At 65.4% G+C, this 15,328-nt stretch carries 15 protein-coding genes and 2 pseudogenes; 8 read left to right on the top strand and 9 right to left on the bottom strand.

All coding sequences use genetic code 11. The features are described from left to right. The 3 genes and pseudogenes from RHBS_RS13250 to RHBS_RS13240 all read left to right on the top strand — a co-directional run. Nucleotides 1-279: pseudogene (locus RHBS_RS13250) on the top strand (acyl-CoA dehydrogenase); the annotation flags it as partial. Beyond that, nucleotides 273-1,022, top strand: a complete 750-nt coding sequence (locus RHBS_RS13245) for a PIG-L deacetylase family protein (RefSeq protein ID WP_121871372.1) — start codon at nt 273-275, stop codon at nt 1,020-1,022. The pseudogene RHBS_RS13250 and the gene RHBS_RS13245, both read left to right, overlap by 7 nt. Nucleotides 1,023-1,111: 89 nt before the next feature. Continuing rightward, on the top strand, nt 1,112-1,684 hold the full coding sequence (locus tag RHBS_RS13240) for an SAM-dependent methyltransferase (RefSeq protein WP_121872773.1): 573 nt from the start codon (nt 1,112-1,114) through the stop codon (nt 1,682-1,684). Between the two features lie 26 nt (nt 1,685-1,710). Here the strand turns inward: RHBS_RS13240 and RHBS_RS13235 are convergent, their stop codons facing one another. Both RHBS_RS13235 and RHBS_RS13230 read right to left on the bottom strand, forming a co-directional pair. Further along, nucleotides 1,711-2,454, bottom strand: coding sequence for a GAF and ANTAR domain-containing protein (locus RHBS_RS13235; protein ID WP_121872774.1), 744 nt, complete (start codon nt 2,452-2,454; stop codon nt 1,711-1,713). A gap of 118 nt (nt 2,455-2,572) precedes the next feature. Further along, nucleotides 2,573-3,598: a putative zinc-binding metallopeptidase gene (locus RHBS_RS13230; protein WP_121871373.1), complete on the bottom strand. Its 1,026-nt coding sequence runs from the start codon at nt 3,596-3,598 to the stop codon at nt 2,573-2,575. A gap of 252 nt (nt 3,599-3,850) precedes the next feature. On the opposite strand from RHBS_RS13230, the gene nhaA reads away from it, so the two are divergent. Both nhaA and RHBS_RS13220 read left to right on the top strand, forming a co-directional pair. Further along, nucleotides 3,851-5,674, top strand: a complete 1,824-nt coding sequence (gene nhaA / locus RHBS_RS13225; protein ID WP_374700596.1) for a Na+/H+ antiporter NhaA — start codon at nt 3,851-3,853, stop codon at nt 5,672-5,674. Nucleotides 5,675-5,874: 200 nt separating this feature from the next. Then, nucleotides 5,875-6,261 (top strand): SdpI family protein, encoded by a 387-nt coding sequence (locus tag RHBS_RS13220; protein WP_128645770.1) that lies wholly within the window; start codon nt 5,875-5,877, stop codon nt 6,259-6,261. A gap of 16 nt (nt 6,262-6,277) precedes the next feature. Here RHBS_RS13220 and RHBS_RS13215 read toward each other — a convergent pair whose 3' ends face one another. Both RHBS_RS13215 and RHBS_RS13210 read right to left on the bottom strand, forming a co-directional pair. Then, nucleotides 6,278-7,363: a DNA polymerase domain-containing protein gene (locus tag RHBS_RS13215; protein ID WP_121871376.1), complete on the bottom strand. Its 1,086-nt coding sequence runs from the start codon at nt 7,361-7,363 to the stop codon at nt 6,278-6,280. 2 nt (nt 7,364-7,365) lie between these two features. Then, nucleotides 7,366-8,414 (bottom strand): annotated as a pseudogene (locus RHBS_RS13210) (ATP-dependent DNA ligase). A gap of 154 nt (nt 8,415-8,568) precedes the next feature. Here RHBS_RS13210 and RHBS_RS13205 point away from each other — a divergent pair. Further along, nucleotides 8,569-9,117 carry a hypothetical protein gene (locus tag RHBS_RS13205; RefSeq protein WP_237669198.1) on the top strand — a complete coding sequence of 183 codons (549 nt, stop codon included), beginning with the start codon at nt 8,569-8,571 and terminating at the stop codon, nt 9,115-9,117. Continuing rightward, nucleotides 9,114-10,550 carry an MFS transporter gene (locus RHBS_RS13200; protein WP_128645769.1) on the top strand — a complete coding sequence of 479 codons (1,437 nt, stop codon included), beginning with the start codon at nt 9,114-9,116 and terminating at the stop codon, nt 10,548-10,550. Before RHBS_RS13205 ends, RHBS_RS13200 begins: the two co-directional genes overlap by 4 nt. Nucleotide 10,551: 1 nt before the next feature. Here RHBS_RS13200 and RHBS_RS13195 read toward each other — a convergent pair whose 3' ends face one another. From RHBS_RS13195 to RHBS_RS13175, 5 genes are read right to left on the bottom strand one after another with little or no spacing between them, the layout of a single operon-like run. After that, on the bottom strand, nt 10,552-11,430 hold the full coding sequence (locus tag RHBS_RS13195; RefSeq protein ID WP_183130293.1) for a universal stress protein: 879 nt from the start codon (nt 11,428-11,430) through the stop codon (nt 10,552-10,554). A 38-nt stretch (nt 11,431-11,468) separates the two neighbouring features. Then, nucleotides 11,469-11,831 carry a hypothetical protein gene (locus RHBS_RS13190; RefSeq protein ID WP_121871380.1) on the bottom strand — a complete coding sequence of 121 codons (363 nt, stop codon included), beginning with the start codon at nt 11,829-11,831 and terminating at the stop codon, nt 11,469-11,471. Continuing rightward, a complete protein-coding gene (locus RHBS_RS13185) occupies nt 11,828-12,622 on the bottom strand; it encodes a universal stress protein (protein WP_128645768.1) in 795 nt (264 codons plus the stop codon). The genes RHBS_RS13190 and RHBS_RS13185 overlap by 4 nt, the downstream gene beginning before the upstream one ends. Continuing rightward, on the bottom strand, nt 12,616-12,729 hold the full coding sequence (locus RHBS_RS32245; protein WP_128645767.1) for a universal stress protein: 114 nt from the start codon (nt 12,727-12,729) through the stop codon (nt 12,616-12,618). Before RHBS_RS32245 ends, RHBS_RS13185 begins: the two co-directional genes overlap by 7 nt. Then, nucleotides 12,726-13,727 (bottom strand): nitroreductase family protein, encoded by a 1,002-nt coding sequence (locus RHBS_RS13175; RefSeq protein ID WP_121871382.1) that lies wholly within the window; start codon nt 13,725-13,727, stop codon nt 12,726-12,728. Before RHBS_RS13175 ends, RHBS_RS32245 begins: the two co-directional genes overlap by 4 nt. A gap of 234 nt (nt 13,728-13,961) precedes the next feature. On the opposite strand from RHBS_RS13175, the gene RHBS_RS13170 reads away from it, so the two are divergent. Then, nucleotides 13,962-15,328: dihydroxy-acid dehydratase (locus tag RHBS_RS13170; protein ID WP_128645766.1), on the top strand; the 1,367-nt coding region annotated here is incomplete at its 3' end.

Raw genomic sequence — 15,328 nt, 5'->3', positions numbered from 1 at the left:
AGCGCGCTGACCACCGCTGCAGCCGAGGTGGACGCGGATCCGTTCGACCGCTCCGGTCGAGCCCGAATCCGAGCCCGCATCGTGCGGGCGGTGGTCGAGGATGCGGCGACTCAGTGCATCGACCGCGTCGGTCGCGCTCTCGGTGCAGGCCCGCTGTGCAGCGATGCCGAGCACGCGCGACGCGTCGCAGATCTCACCGTCTATCTGAGGCAGAGCCACGCCGAACGCGATCTCGAAGCGCTCGGACACGACATCGCCGAGGAGGACAACCCATGGTAGAGAACGCATTCGACGCCGAAGTCGATGTCGGCACCGCCGAATCGGACTGGATGTCGGCCGACTGGTCCATCCCCGGTCTGCAGTGGAAGGACGTCGTCACCATGGTCGTCGTCGCACCGCACCCGGACGACGAGGTACTCGGCGTCGGTGGCCTGCTGTCGTTGGCGGCCGCGGCAGGTGTCGACGTGAGGGTGGTCGCGGTGACCGACGGCGACGGCTCCCATCCCGGTTCCCCGACCGTCACGGCGGAGGATCTGCGTGCGCGTCGCCCCGTCGAATCCGAGCGTGCCTTGGCCGAGTTGGGTATCGACCACTCTCCGAGGCGTCTGCAGATCGCCGACGGGGCCGTCGAGAATCACGAGGGTGCAGTGGCCGACGCACTGATACCGCTGCTCGACGCCGCCCCGGGCACCTGGTGCCTGGCTCCGTGGCGTGGCGACGGACATCCCGACCACGAAGCCACTGCGCGTGCCTGTCTCACCGCGGCGGACGCCGTCGGGATTCCCGTAGTGGAGTATCCGATCTGGATGTGGCACTGGGCAACTCCGAGTCATCCTGCTGTGCCGTGGACGCGCGGGCGTCGTATCGATCTGCCGCCGCACACCCTCGACGCGAAGCGAGCGTCGATCGAGCAGTTCGATTCCCAGATCCGTCCACTGTCCGATCATCCCGCGGACCGAGCGGTGTTGCCGCCGCACATATTGGCGCGCTACCGGCGACCGTTCGAGGTGGTGTTCGCGTGAGCCAGGGTTCTCGAACGAGTCAGGGTTCTCGAACAAGCCTGGGTGCCGAGTACTTCCGTACCGTGTATGCGGTCAAGGACGATCCGTTCATGCTCGACAGCAAGTGGTACGAGCGTCGTAAATATGCTCTGACCCTGGCGTCGCTACCGAAGCCGCATTATCGGCGCGCGCTCGAACCCGGCTGCTCCATCGGGGTGCTCACCGAACAGCTGGCGACCCGGTGCGATCACGTGGTGTCCACCGACGTGGTGGACAGCGCCCTCGATTCCGCACGCAGGCGCGTCGGTGACACTGCTGCAGTCGAATTCGCGCTGTGGTCGTTGTCCGACGACTGGTCTACGCTGCCCACACCCGAGGCGATGTTCGATCTCATCGTCATCAGCGAGGTCGGGTACTACCTCGACGCCGACGACCTGACGGCGGCGGCGACCCGCGTCGTCGAGCGTCTGGAGGCCGGCGGCACTCTGGTGGCGGCGCACTGGCGTCACGACGTGGACGACTATCCGATCTCGGGTGACCGCGTACACGAGATCATCGCCGCTACAACGGGATTGGCGCTACTGAGTCGCTACCTGGACGAGGACGTCCGGATCGAGGTCTTCGTCGCCTCGGACGCTCCGGCGGTGTCGGTCGCGAGTACCGACGGCCTCGACGTGCGCTGACTGCGCTCGACCTCTGGAGACGGGGCTCAGTCGGTGGACTTCGCCGCGTCGATGACCAGCTTTTCCGCGAGGTCGGCGAGTTTGACGTTGGTGTCCTGAGACAGCTTGGCCAGCAATGCAAATGCCGCTTGCGAATTCAGGTTGTAACGCTCCATCAACATGCCCTTGGCCTGACCGATCAGATCTCGGCTCGTCAACGCGGCCCGGATCTGCTGCTCCTCGCGTGCGGTGGAGAACGCAATGGCCGCGTGCGCAGCGAACAGCGAGCCGATCGACTCTGCCTCGACTGAGAAGGCGTTCTTTCGGGTGGAGTGCAGGTTCAACGCGCCGAAGTTGACGCCTTCGACATAGAGCTGGAAGCAGATCATGCTCTTGACCCCGAGCGCGGACGCGGCGTCTGCAAACAGTGGCCAGCGGGTGTCGCTGTCCATGTCGTCGATCCTGATGGTGGTCTGTTCGATCGCCGATTCGAGGCAGGGGCCCTCGCCCAGCTGCTCCTGAATCTTGTCGCAGTGGCCTGCGGGTTCTCCCGACAGCGCCGCGCTGTGGACGAACTTGCCCTGCAGCACGGTGGTGATGGACGCGAACTCTGCCGACGGCACATTGGCCACCGCGGACTCGGTGATGACGGCCAGAACCCGATCGGGATCGGAATGCTGACGACGCAGCTTCTCGGCAACCTCGGCCAGCCGTCGACTCAGCTCGAAATCGGTGACCGACGGGCGAGTGCCCGTCGTCGAATCCATGGTCTGCTCGCTGATGGTCGTCACCTCGTCCTGCTGCTGCACGCGTCCTGATACTGCACAGGGGCGCATCCCGGCATCGGCGATATGCCGACAACACAGGATACGCCCCTGATCACAAAGCTCAACGACCGTTAGCGGGACGTCAGAGAGTGCTGGGTGCGATCAGCGAGTGCACGTACCCGATTTTCTTCACGACGGTCGGCGGCAGCACGAACGGGTAGAGGTCCTGGTGTCCCATCGATCGGTTGATCTGGTTCAGCGCCCACGACAGCGGCAACCACCAGTCGACGATCTGATCGAAGCCGACGTCACCCGGCAGCGGGCTCTCCAGCGTCGAACCGGCCGGTGCCATACCGAACGCCGCGGCCGTGTCGAGGGTGTCGCGGATGTGGAGGTAGTGCGCGAACGTCTCGGCCCAGTCCTCGGCGGGGTGCATGGTGGCGTAGGACGAGACGTAGTTGTCCTCCCAGCCCTCGGGCGCACCTTCGCTGTAGTGACGATCGAGGGCGTCCTGGTAGCTCGAATCGGGATCCCCGAACAGATCCTCGAAGGCCGCGCGGTGCTCACCGTCTCCGACCAGCACCATCTGGTAATAGTGGCCGATCTCGTGCCGGAAGTGCCCGACGAGCGTGCGGTACGGCTCGGACATCGCCACGCGCAGCTGTTCGCGGTGCACGTCGTCGCCCTCGGCGAGGTCGAGGGTGATCAGGCCGTTGTCGTGGCCGGTCATCACCTGCTGTTCGGCGCTCGAGAGCAGATCGAACACCAGGCCGGTCGCGGTGTCCTCGTCCCGGCCCACGATGGGCAGTCCCAGTTCGGTCAGTTCGAGTACGACGCGACGCTTGTTGGTCTCGGCGTCGGCGTACGCGGCCATCGCGTCGACGTCGTCGTCGGCGGGGCGAGTGCGGGTGAGCCGGCAGGACACGCAGAGATCGTCGGAGTCGGCGGCGTCGACGAGCCAGTTGCAGCGCGCAGTGTTGAGGTTGGCGCACATCTTCCACGTGGCCCCGTCCACCTCTGCCTCGGCGACACCGTCGTCGGCCTTGTCGGGGAGCACCAGCAGGGCTCTGCTCGGCAGATGGAAGCCGAGTGCGCTCGAGCAGCTCAGACACAGTGAGTTCTCGAACGACAGCTTCTGTCCGCATTTGCGGCAGATGAAATCACGCATGGATGTTCCTTCGTGGCAGGGGTGAGTCGGACTCGTATTCCCGTTTATTGGCTGACTAATGCCGAATCCCGAATATGTCGTGCACATCTCTCGTCGTGCGCCGGATTCGACAGCGCAATAACGTTACTCTCCGAGCTCCCACCTGCATGGAAGCAAACCGGCGACACTCGCGTTGGTACAGACTGCTTCACAACACTCTCCGAGAGGCGCGGGCGGCAGATGGCAGATCGGATCACGCCGACGAATCGGCCCATGGCACGGTTCGTCGAACGGATCTCGCGGGCTCGCGGCGAGAGAAACAGCGAGACTCTGGCGGCGGGCTTTCTGCTCGCGGCGACACTGATCGCCCTGATCTGGGCCAACTCGCCCTTCGGCGAGACCTATCAGTCGTTCTGGCACACCGAGCTGTCGGTCACCATCGGCGAACACGGCATCTCCCTCGACCTCGCCCACTGGGTCAACGACGGGCTCATGGCGTTGTTCTTCTTCGTCGTCGGGCTCGAGGTCAAGCGTGAGTTCGCGATGGGTGAGCTCACCGACCGATCCCGTGCCGCGATACCGATCGTCGCTGCCGTTGCCGGCCTGGCCGCGCCTGCATTGCTGTTCCTCGCCTTCAATCCGTCCGGACCCGCGGCTCAGGCGTGGGGCGTCGTGATTTCCACCGACACCGCGTTCCTGCTCGGGGCACTTGCCGTCCTCGGACCCAAGAAGGCTGCGCGGCTGCGCATCTTCCTGCTCACTCTCGCTGTCGCGGACGATGTGGGCGCACTGGCGATCATCGCGTTCTTCTACACCGACGATCTCGACGTGGTGCCGCTGATTCTGGCGTTCGCCGGGCTCGGACTGATCTTCCTGCTGCGGAGGCTCGAGGTGTGGCGCGGCGTCGGGTACTTCGTCGTCGCACTGTTCACGTGGGTTGCGATGTACGAGTCCGGAGTGCACCCCACTCTTGCGGGAGTGATGATCGCGCTGATCCTTCCGGTCTACCCGCCGCGACGCACCGAGGTGGAACGCGCGTCGGACCTGACCCGCGCGTTCCGGCAGTCGCCCAATCCCGAATACGCCCGCGCGGCCCGCCTCGGACTCGATCGCGCGGTGTCGGTCAACGAACGTCTCATGCGGCTCTATCAGCCCTACACAGCGTTCATCATCGTGCCGATCTTCGCGCTGGCCAACGCCGGCGTGGTGCTGAGCTCGGACACGCTCGAAGCTGCGTCGACCTCGACACTCACCTGGGGCATCATCGCTGGTCTCGTCCTCGGCAAGCTCGTCGGAATCACCGCTGCCTCCGCCGTGTTCGCGAAACTGCGACCGTCGTCCCTGGCTCCGGGACTGACACTGTCGCACATCGCGGGCGGTGCGGCGATGTCCGGAATCGGGTTCACGATCTCGCTGTTCATCATCGACCTCGCCCTCGACGACGAACTGCTGGCCGACGAGGCACGCGTCGGTGTGTTGGCGGCCTCGGTCATCGCGGCGGTGCTGGGCTGGATCCTGTTCCGCATCGACGAGAAGGTCCACCCGCCGAAAGCCGAAGCATCTCTGCGCATTCTGCGCCCTGTCAGTGCCAAGCGTGATCACATCCGCGGTCCGGTGGATGCACCACTGACCATCGTGGAGTACGCGGACTTCGAGTGCCCGTTCTGCAGCAAGGCAACCGGCAGCGTCGCCGAGGTACGCAAACACTTCGGCGACGACCTGCGCTACGTCTACCGGCACCTGCCGCTCGACGACTATCACCCGCACGCCCGCTACGCCGCGTACGCCAGTGAGGCCGCCGCAGCGCAGGGCAAGTTCTGGGAGATGGCCGACGTGTTGTTCCGCAACAGTGATGCTCTCGAACCCGACGACATCGACGGCTACGCACGCGAACTCGGCCTCGACATGGACAAATTCGAGGACGACATCCGCACCGGCGATCACGTCGTTCGCGTCGAGGACGACGAACTCGACGCCTCGTCCTCGGACGTCGACGGCACCCCGACGTTCTACCTGGGACGCGGCGACAAGAACCTGACCCGACACATCGGACCATACGATGCAGCAACGTTGATCCGGGCGCTCGAAATAAGGTGATCGTGGGCAAGGATGCACGGAACGCGTCTGCGTCGACGGGATCCCGTCGATTCGGCACCGTAGTGTGCATCCTTGCCCGGCGACAGGGCACGTGCGCCGTCGTTCACCGTCTCGACGCTGGAAGAATCCACACACCACTGAAGCCGACCGGACGGTATGCTGCAGCGAGGCTATAGCGACCGAGGTAGAGGGGATCGAATGTGGACGCAGAATCCGCGCGCGCGGTAACGGGAGCGATCGCGCTGACACTGTTCGTGTTGTCGCTGACGGTATTCGCCACAGCGCTGGTGACCAAAGGGCCTGATCAGGAACCGAATTCGCTGATCGGCATCAAGACACGGGCAACCAAGTCCAGCAAGGAAGCCTGGGTCGCCGGCCATCGAGCCCCATATCCCTACATGATGGCGGGTGCCACCCACTGCCTTGCCTCGTCGGCACTGATCGCGGGGCTACTCGCTCTGGGTTCCGTCCCCGCCACGGCGATGCTGACGCTCTCGGTGGCACTGGCGCTCGGCGGAGCCGTCATCCTGACACTGAGCGGCATCAAAGCCGACCGAGAAGCCAAACGACACGTGGGCACAGCGTGATCGACCCGCTCGAGGATCAGCTGTCCGTACGATTACCCTCCGCATCCCAGTGCTCGGCAACCTTTTTCGAGGGCTGCACTCGTGGCGGTTCGCCGGGCATCTTGGGGTAATCCGGCGGGAAGTTCAGCTCCCCACCGGGCAGTGTTTCCCACAACTGCAGAAGGGGTTCGAGGGAGTAGGCCTGCTCGTCCATATCGGCCCACGGGTCTCCGTCCCGAATCAGCTCCGGCACCGTGACGAGGTTGTATTCACGCGGGTCGGTGACGTCGGCCAACTGTGACCACGCCATCGGGGTGCTCACCGTCGCGCCCGGTCGAGCTCGCAGACTCCACGCGCTGGCGATGGTTCGGTCACGGTTGTTCTGGTTGTAGTCGATGAAGATGCGTTCTCCGCGTTCCTCTTTCCACCAGTTGGTGGTCACCCCGTCGTCGCGGCGTTCGAGTTCTCGGCCCAGACCGATGGCCGCGTGCCGCACCTGTTCGAAGGTGTACTGCGGCTCGATGCGGACGTAGATGTGGATGCCCCGATTACCGCTGGTTTTCGGGTAGCCGCGTAAGCCCAACTCTTCCAACAGCTCTCGGGCCACGTCGGCCACTCGCAGGGCGTCCGCGAACGTGGTGCCCGGCTGAGGATCGAGATCGAGCCGCAGCTCGTCGGGATGGTCGACGTCCGGTCGTCGCACCGGCCACGGGTGAAATGTCAGCGTGCCCATCTGAGCCGCCCACACCAGCGCAGCCGGTTCCGACGGGCACAGCTCCTCGGCGGTGCGCTTGCTGGGGAACGCGATCTTCACCGTCTCGATCCACTCGGGCGCACCCTTGGGCAACCGCTTCTGATAGAAACCGTCACCCTCCTTGTCCTGGGGGCCGAGCGCCAATCTCATGCCGTCGCGATAGCCGTCGGGCCATCGTTCCATCGCGGTGGGGCGGTCTCCGATCGCCCGCATCAGTGGCCCCCCGACGGCTGCGAAGTACTTGCACACCTGCAGTTTGGTGATCTCCGGAGTGTGTTCGGTCGCCTCGTAGATCACGCGATCGGGGCTCGACACCCGTACTTCACGTTCGCCGGCCTGCACAAACGCCGGTGGTGTTTTCGCGGCCATGGCTATCGTCCCCCGGCAATGACGTCGGCAACGTCGTAGCGCACCGGAACCTCGAGTTGGTCGTAAGCGCACGAGCGCGGATCACGATCGGGTCGCCACCGCAGGAAGCGCGCCACGTGCCGCAGCCGTGCCCCTTCCATCTGATCGTAGGCCACCTCGATGACCCGCTCGATACGCACCGGGATCCAGTTGCGGTCGTTCGACGAATTCCAACGGGTCGCTTCACCGTCGTACGTGACGTCGTCGCCGAGTCGGAGCGGTTCGAGTTCTTCGAGCAGTTCCAACCGGCGCTTGTCGGTGAACGCCGACGCACCGCCGATCATCCGCAGGTCATCACCGTCGTACAGTCCGAGCAGCAGAGATCCGATACCGTTGCCGGACTTGTGGATTCGATAGCCGATCAACACGCAGTCGGCGGTACGCGCATGCTTGATCTTGATCATCTCGCGCTTGTTCGGCAGATAGGGCCATCGAGCTTCTTGGCCACCACACCGTCCAGCCCGGCACCCTCGAAACGCTCGAACCAGTCCTCGGCCACCGCCGCATCCTCGGTCGCCGAGGTGACGAAACAACTCCTCGGGTGCGGACCGACCACGTCGAGCAGTCTCGCGCGCCGAGTCGAGAACGGCTCCCCCGTCAGGTCCTCGTCGCCGACGGCCAACAGATCGAAGCCGATGAACTGCGCCGGCGTCTTCTCCGCGAGCATCGTCACCCGACTCGCTGCGGGATGAATCCGTTCGGACAGTGACTCCCAGTCGAGGCGAGTGGAACCGCCCTTCTCGCGGGGTACGACGATCTCGCCGTCGACGACGATCTTCTCGGGCAGCTCGGCCTTGATCGCCTCGACCAACTCCGGGAAATAGCGGGCCAGGTCCTTGCCGCCGCGTGACCCGAGCACCACCTCGTCTCCGTCACGGAAGACGATGGCGCGGAACCCGTCCCATTTCGGCTCGTACGACCACACCGCGGGCCCGTCCTCGGGCTGGGCGGGCACCACTTTTGCGGCTTTGGCGAGCATCGGCGCGACCGGCACGGCAAGAGGAAGATCCACGCAGTTCATCCTGCCTCATGCAGCCGACAAGCGAGTCCGATATTTTCTACACGAGCGCGGTCGATGGACACGGCACGCTCGAACCTACGAGGGCAGGACTCACCATGGCGTCATCCAACCGTTCGGTCCGCGCTCTCGTTCTCGCGCTGTCGTCGTGCGCAGCCTGATACTCGGCGGGTGCGCCTCGGAGGTGTCCGGTACCGCCGTCGCGATCTCCGGTGCCACCATTCCCGCCACCACGACCACCAACCCTCCCACCGCCCCACCGACCAACGACATCGACGACGGCGGCAGTGTAGACATCGACGTGGAGATCGGCGAGTGCGTCACCCTGGGCGGCACCGTCGACGAGGCGGCCATCGCCAACGCGACCTGCGGATCTCCGCAGTCCAACTACGTCGTCTTCGCCAAGACACCCACCTCGGCCGAGTGCCCCGAGGACGCCGATCAGTACTACTACGAGACCTACTTCGACATCGAACAGGGAGCCCTGTGCCTCGACATCGACTGGCAGGTCGGCGGATGCATGGACCTCGTCGGTGAATTCGCGCAGCGGATCGACTGCGCCACCCCCGGTGCCGACACCCGCCGCGTCGTGACCATCCTGCAGGGCACCTCGTCCGTCGACGACTGCCCCGACCCGGCGCTGTACGGATTCGAGAAGGACTCACGCAACTTCGTCGTCTGCGTCGAACGTTTGTGACCGCTGAGGGCATCGCACTCTCGAGCCCGAGGGGCCGTTGGATCGTCGCAGCCACGGTGCTCGGTTCGGCTCTGGCGATGCTCGACGCCACCGTGGTCAATATTGCGCTGCCGGCCATCGGTCGCGATCTCGGTTCGGGCGTCACCGGTCTGCAGTGGACGCTGAGCGGTTACACCTTGACGCTGGCCTCGCTGATTCTGCTGGGCGGCTCCCTCGGTGACCGGCTGGGACGCAGGCGGGTGTTCGTCTGGGGCACCGTCTGGTTCGCAGCCGCATCGGTGCTGTGCGGGCTCGCCCCCAGTATCGAGGTGCTGATCGCGGCGCGGCTCCTTCAGGGGGTCGGTGCGGCATTACTGACGCCGGGTTCTCTCGCGCTGATCTCGGCCTCCATCAAGGCAGAGGATCGAGGAGCCGCGATCGGTCTGTGGTCGGGGCTGGGCGGCGTCGCGTCGGCGGTCGGTCCGTTGCTCGGAGGCTGGTTGGTCGACGCCGTCGGGTGGCGTTCGGTGTTCCTGATCAACATTCCACTCGCCGTCGTGGTCGTCTGGTTGGCGGCGAAACACGTTCCGGAGAGCCGAGATCCGCACGCGTCCGGCCGACTCGACGTGCCGGGCGCGGTGACCGTAGCGGCGGCGCTGGGTCTACTCACGTACGGTCTGATCGAGTCACACACCCTGGCCCTCGCGCTGGGTGTCGTCGCGGCCGGGGTGTTCGTGGTGATCGAGCGTCGCTCGCACGATCCACTGGTTCCGCCGTCGCTGTTCGTCTCACGAGTGTTCCTGGCAGCCAACCTCGTCACCTTCGCCGTGTACGCGGCCCTGGGCGGCGTGTTCTTCCTTCTGGTGTTGCAGTTGCAGTTCGCCGTGGGCTACTCACCCATCGCGGCCGGGGTCGCCACGCTGCCGATCACCGCTCTCATGCTCGTCCTGTCCGCCCGCGCGGGGCGAATCGCCGGACGCATCGGACCTCGTGTTCCGATGACCGTCGGGCCGCTGCTCTCGGCACTGGGGCTGTTGCTGATGTTGCGCATCGGGCCCGGATCCACCTATGCCACAGACGTTCTGCCCGCGGTTCTCGTCTTCGGGCTCGGATTGTCCACTCTGGTGGCCCCGCTGACCGGAGCGGTTCTGGGCGCGGTGTCCACCGATCGCGCCGGAATCGCCTCGGGTGTCAACAACGCCGTGGCCCGCACCAGTCAACTGCTCGCCGTGGCCGCGCTGCCTGCGCTCGCCGGTATCACAGGGTCCGATTACGCTGCGCCGGAAGTGTTCTCGGACGGCTTCCACACCGCGATGCTGATGTGCGCCGGACTGCTGGTGATCGGTGCAGCCATCGCGGCAGCACTGATCCGCGGCACCGGCGAGGACGCGTCGAACTGCCCACCGCACTGCGACATCGGCTCACCACCACCTGCCTCGCGTCGGAGCGCGTGACTCACCGCACGATCAGCACCGAGCAGTCGGCGTGGTGGACGAGATTCTGACTGACCGATCCCAGAATCGTTCCACGCAGAGCACCTCGACCTCGAGAACCCACCACGAGCATCGACGCCGACGCCGACATCGCCCGCAAGCCTCGCGTCGGGCTCGACTGCGCGCTCACAGTGCTCAGCGCAACATCAAGGTACTTCTCGTGCATTTTCTCCACATGCGTGTCGAGCCAATGCTTTTCGTGAGCGCGAATACCCACCCAGTCGACGCCCTCGAATCCCGTTCCCAGCCCCGGCTGTGCGGCGAATCCCCAATAGTTCGCGGCGACCACCGGTGCACCGACGGTGTGCGCGAACTCGAGCGCTGCACTCAACGCTCGATCCGACTGCTCACTTCCATCGACGCCCACCACGATGGGCCTGGCGGGATCGACGCTCTCGCCACCGCTACGGACGAGCAGCACGGGGCAAGGGGCGTGCGTGACAACTCGGAGAGTGTTGCTTCCCAGGGTCAGGTCTCGTAGTGCACTCGACTTCCTCGATCCCAGCACGATCAATTCGGCGTCGGCATTCGACAGGTACGACGCGATCGTGCCGTCGACGGTGACGATGTCGACGGACACCTCGGGTGCAACGTCGTGCATCGCTCCGGCCGCACGGGTGAGATGCTTTCGCCCGATCATGCGGAGGTCCCGCTCGAGTGCCCCGCCGTCGACGAACGCTGCCGATCCGTACCAATCACCCTCGGGGACGGCGTGAATCAACCGAACGGACGCATGTGTCTTCGCCGCGTAGGTGGCCGCCCACAGCGCTGCGGCATCGGCCTCGGTGGAACCGTCGATGCCCACCAGGATGGGAAGCACGCGGTCGGTGAAATTGCTCATGATGTGTTCCTGTCTCGATGGTGATGCCGTCGGGTCGGTCAGGGGTGGAACAGGGCGGTGACTTCGTCGGTATCGATATCGGTGCGGCATCCGCTCGATTCGAGCTCGACGTAGAAGGTCTCGTAGCCGCGCGGATCGGCCCCGCTCACACCGGTGCTGCGTCGCTCGAACACGCGTACCCCCGGCCACCGGTCGAGCACAGCTGTTCTCAGATCGTGTCCGTCCGGGGAGGTTCCGGCGAGGGGTCCGTATTCGGCGATCATCACCGCGGTTACGGTGCCGCCTGTCGACGCGGTGGTCACCGGAAAGACCGTCGATCCTGTCGATGCCGGACTGTCGACGGTGATGGAATCGGTCTCCATCCGCCGGGTGCCCGCCACTGCTCGTGCGTCGTTCGTCATCGTCGAGCCTCCGCCGTCGTCGTGTCCCTGCAGATCATCACCGGGCAGCGCGCGTGCCGAGTGAGGTTGCTGCTGGTCGATCCGAACAGTGCTCTCGCAACCACTCCTCGTCCGTGACTGCCGACCACCACGAGGCCGGCACGCTTGGACAGGTCTATCAACAGATGCGCCGGATTACCCTGTTGCACAACATGTTCGACGGAGACGTCCGGATACTTCTCGCTCCATCCGGCAAGACATTCCGAGAGCAGCATTCGCTGCTCGCGCTCGATCTCGGCACTGTCGGGCGATCCCGGCAGGGAGAGCGCAGCCCCCTGGGACAACGGGCTCCAGGCAAGCGCGGCGATCATCGGCACATCCAACAACGACGCCAGATCGAAGGCCTGCTCGACGGCCACCTCACTCGTCGCACTGCCGTCGATACCGACGAGGATCGGTGCGTCGACGGTGCCGACTCCCTCCCGCCAGACGATCACCGGACACAGGGCCGCGTTCGAGGTCTCCTGCGCCGTACTCCCGAACAACGCCGACACGATCGGGCCGGAACCGGAGTTGCCGACGACGAGTATGCGCGCGGTGCGGGAGTGCCCGACCATCATCGTGCATGCGGTCGCTTCCGCCACCGAGGTGGTCACGGCAAGGTTCGGATGACTGGCCAGCACCGCGGTAGCAACGTCGGTGACGACGCGTTCGGCCGCGCGCCGCTGCTCGTCCCACACCTCCCTCGGCACCACCGATGCGGACTCGCCCATGTAGAACATCGGTTGCTGTACAGCCGCGGCGATCAGCAACGGGGAATCCACCTCTCGGCCAGGGTGGCCGCCCAGCGGGCAGCGTCGATACTGGTGGGCGAGCCATCTACGCCGACAACGATTTTCTGGTGTCCTGCGAGAATCATGATCCTCTCCTGTTCGTTGCGCGGGCGGGTGCCGAGAGCACCGACGCCACCGCGTGTCGTGGGGTTCGGGGTGGCGGTGACCCGACCATCGGTTTACCGACTCGAATCAGCACCTGCGCCACGCCTTTGCGTGCAGCGAGAGACTCGACCAAGCGCCTGCTACCCGACTGTTCCGTCATGTGAGTCAACGGGCACGTCGCCAAGCCGTCCGCTGTCGCTGCCAAGAGGAAGGAGGACATGGCTCGACCGCTCTGCAGCCAATCCAGGCGTTCGTCCGATTGCGTCTCGAGCAGCACCACGGTGGATTCGTCCTCGACCGGCTCCTGTGTCACGGTCGCGGCGACCCGGTGCGGCTCGGGGAACACTCGCCCCACCTGCACCCTCGATGCATCCGCGCGGTTCGTCAGAGCCTCGGGCGGAATTCCTCCCGATCGGAACGCGTGCCCGGCCCACCATCTGATCTCCGCCTGATACGTCGCGTCGTACTTTCGTACGCTCGCGCTCAGTGTCGATGCCTTAGCCAACGTCTCTTTCGACTCGGTCGACAGGACGGTCATCTCGGTGCCGTAGCGCTCCTGACCCAGATATCGCGTCAGAACGCGATTGCTCGGCACCGGCCCGAACGCTCTCCGATCCGAGTACCGCCGATTGATCGCGGTCAGCAGGTCGAATTCGTGCGACCGGGGATGCGCGTCGTGCACGAAACGAACACGCGCGAGATGATCCGGTGCACCCGGGGTCGGCAACAGGTCGATCTCTGCCGTCCACCTGTTGGCTGCCGCGGCCTTCTGCAGGTGGTCCAAGGCAGCCCCGCAGCTCATCACCATCTGTCGCTCGGTCGGGTCTATCGCCCCGAGCACGCGCGAGCTGTCGGTGTACAGATCGAGTACATGCTCGGAGTAGATCCACCTCCACGGCTGACTGTTGTGCACCGACGGAGCGCGACACGCGAGCTCCACCAGCATCTCCACCACGGCCGTATCCGGCTGATCGTTCATCGTCTCTCCTCGGACTCCCACCGCGATGCGGTGACTCCACCCACTCTCGCCCCGAGCTCGTAGTGCTCGACAGGGCCATTCGTCACTCGATGGAGGGCACTTGAGACGGACGCTTTGGGTGCATGCCGATCGAGGCCCGCAACCACAGGTTTAGTGTTGACGGTGAATGCGACTCAGGAGCGGAACCTGAGAACGCGACCGAGGATCCACGTCCGCCGACCGCTCAGGAGAGTCATGACGACCCCGCAGAATCCCCACGAAGACATAGACGTCAAACCGCGCAGTCGCGACGTCACCGACGGACTGGAGAAAACGGCAGCGCGCGGCATGCTCCGCGCCGTCGGGATGGGCGACGAAGACTGGGGCAAATCCCAGATCGGCGTCGCGTCGTCGTGGAACGAGATCACCCCGTGCAACCTCTCCCTGGAGCGTCTGGCGAAGGCCGTCAAGAAGGGCGTCCACGCCGCCGGCGGCTACCCGCTGGAATTCGGCACCATTTCGGTGTCCGACGGTATCTCGATGGGTCACGAGGGCATGCACTTCTCGTTGGTCTCCCGTGAGGTGATCGCCGACAGCGTCGAAACCGTCATCAGCGCAGAGCGTCTCGACGGTTCCGTCCTGCTCGCCGGTTGCGACAAGTCGCTGCCCGGAATGCTCATGGCCGCAGCGCGTCTGGACCTGGCGAGTGTTTTCCTCTACGCCGGCTCCACGTTGCCCGGGTTCGCGACCCTGTCCGACGGCAGCGAGCACCAGGTGACGATCATCGACGCCTTCGAGGCCGTCGGCGCCTGTTCGCGCGGACTGATGTCACGCGCCGACGTCGACACCATCGAACGCGCCATCTGCCCAGGCGAAGGTGCCTGCGGCGGGATGTACACCGCCAACACGATGGCCAGCGCCGCCGAAGCGATGGGAATGTCGTTGCCCGGCAGCGCATCTCCCCCCGCTCCCGATCGCCGACGCGACGGATTCGCCCACGCCAGCGGCGAGGCCGTCGTCGATCTTCTGCGACGCGGCATCCGCACCAGCGACATCCTCACCAAAGAAGCGTTCGAGAACGCCATCGCCGTCGTCATGGCCTTCGGCGGCTCGACCAACGCGGTGCTGCACCTGCTCGCCATCGCACACGAGGCGCAGGTGGACCTGACCCTCGCCGACTTCACCCGCGTCGGCGCGAAAGTTCCGCACCTGGCGGACGTCAAGCCGTTCGGCAAGCACGTCATGACCGACGTCGACGCCATCGGCGGAGTGCCCGTGGTGATGAAGGCTCTGCTCGACGCCGGCCTGATGCACGGCGACTGCATGACGGTCACCGGAAAGACCGTGGCGGAGAACCTCGCTCACATCGCACCCCCGGACCCCGACGGCAAGGTTCTGCGCGCACTCGACAAGCCGATCCACCCGACGGGCGGCATCACCATCCTCGAAGGCTCACTTGCCCCCGGCGGAGCCGTCGTCAAGTCCGCAGGCTTCGACTCCGACGTCTTCGTCGGCACCGCACGAGTTTTCGAGCGTGAACGCGCGGCCATGGATGCCCTCGAAGACGGCACCATCGCAGCAGGCGACGTCGTGGTCATCCGCTACGAAGGACCCAAGGGCGG

Source organism: Rhodococcus sp. BS-15, assembly GCF_000813105.1.
Lineage (GTDB): Bacteria > Actinomycetota > Actinomycetes > Mycobacteriales > Mycobacteriaceae > Rhodococcoides.
This window is presented reverse-complemented; position numbering and strand designations above follow the sequence as displayed.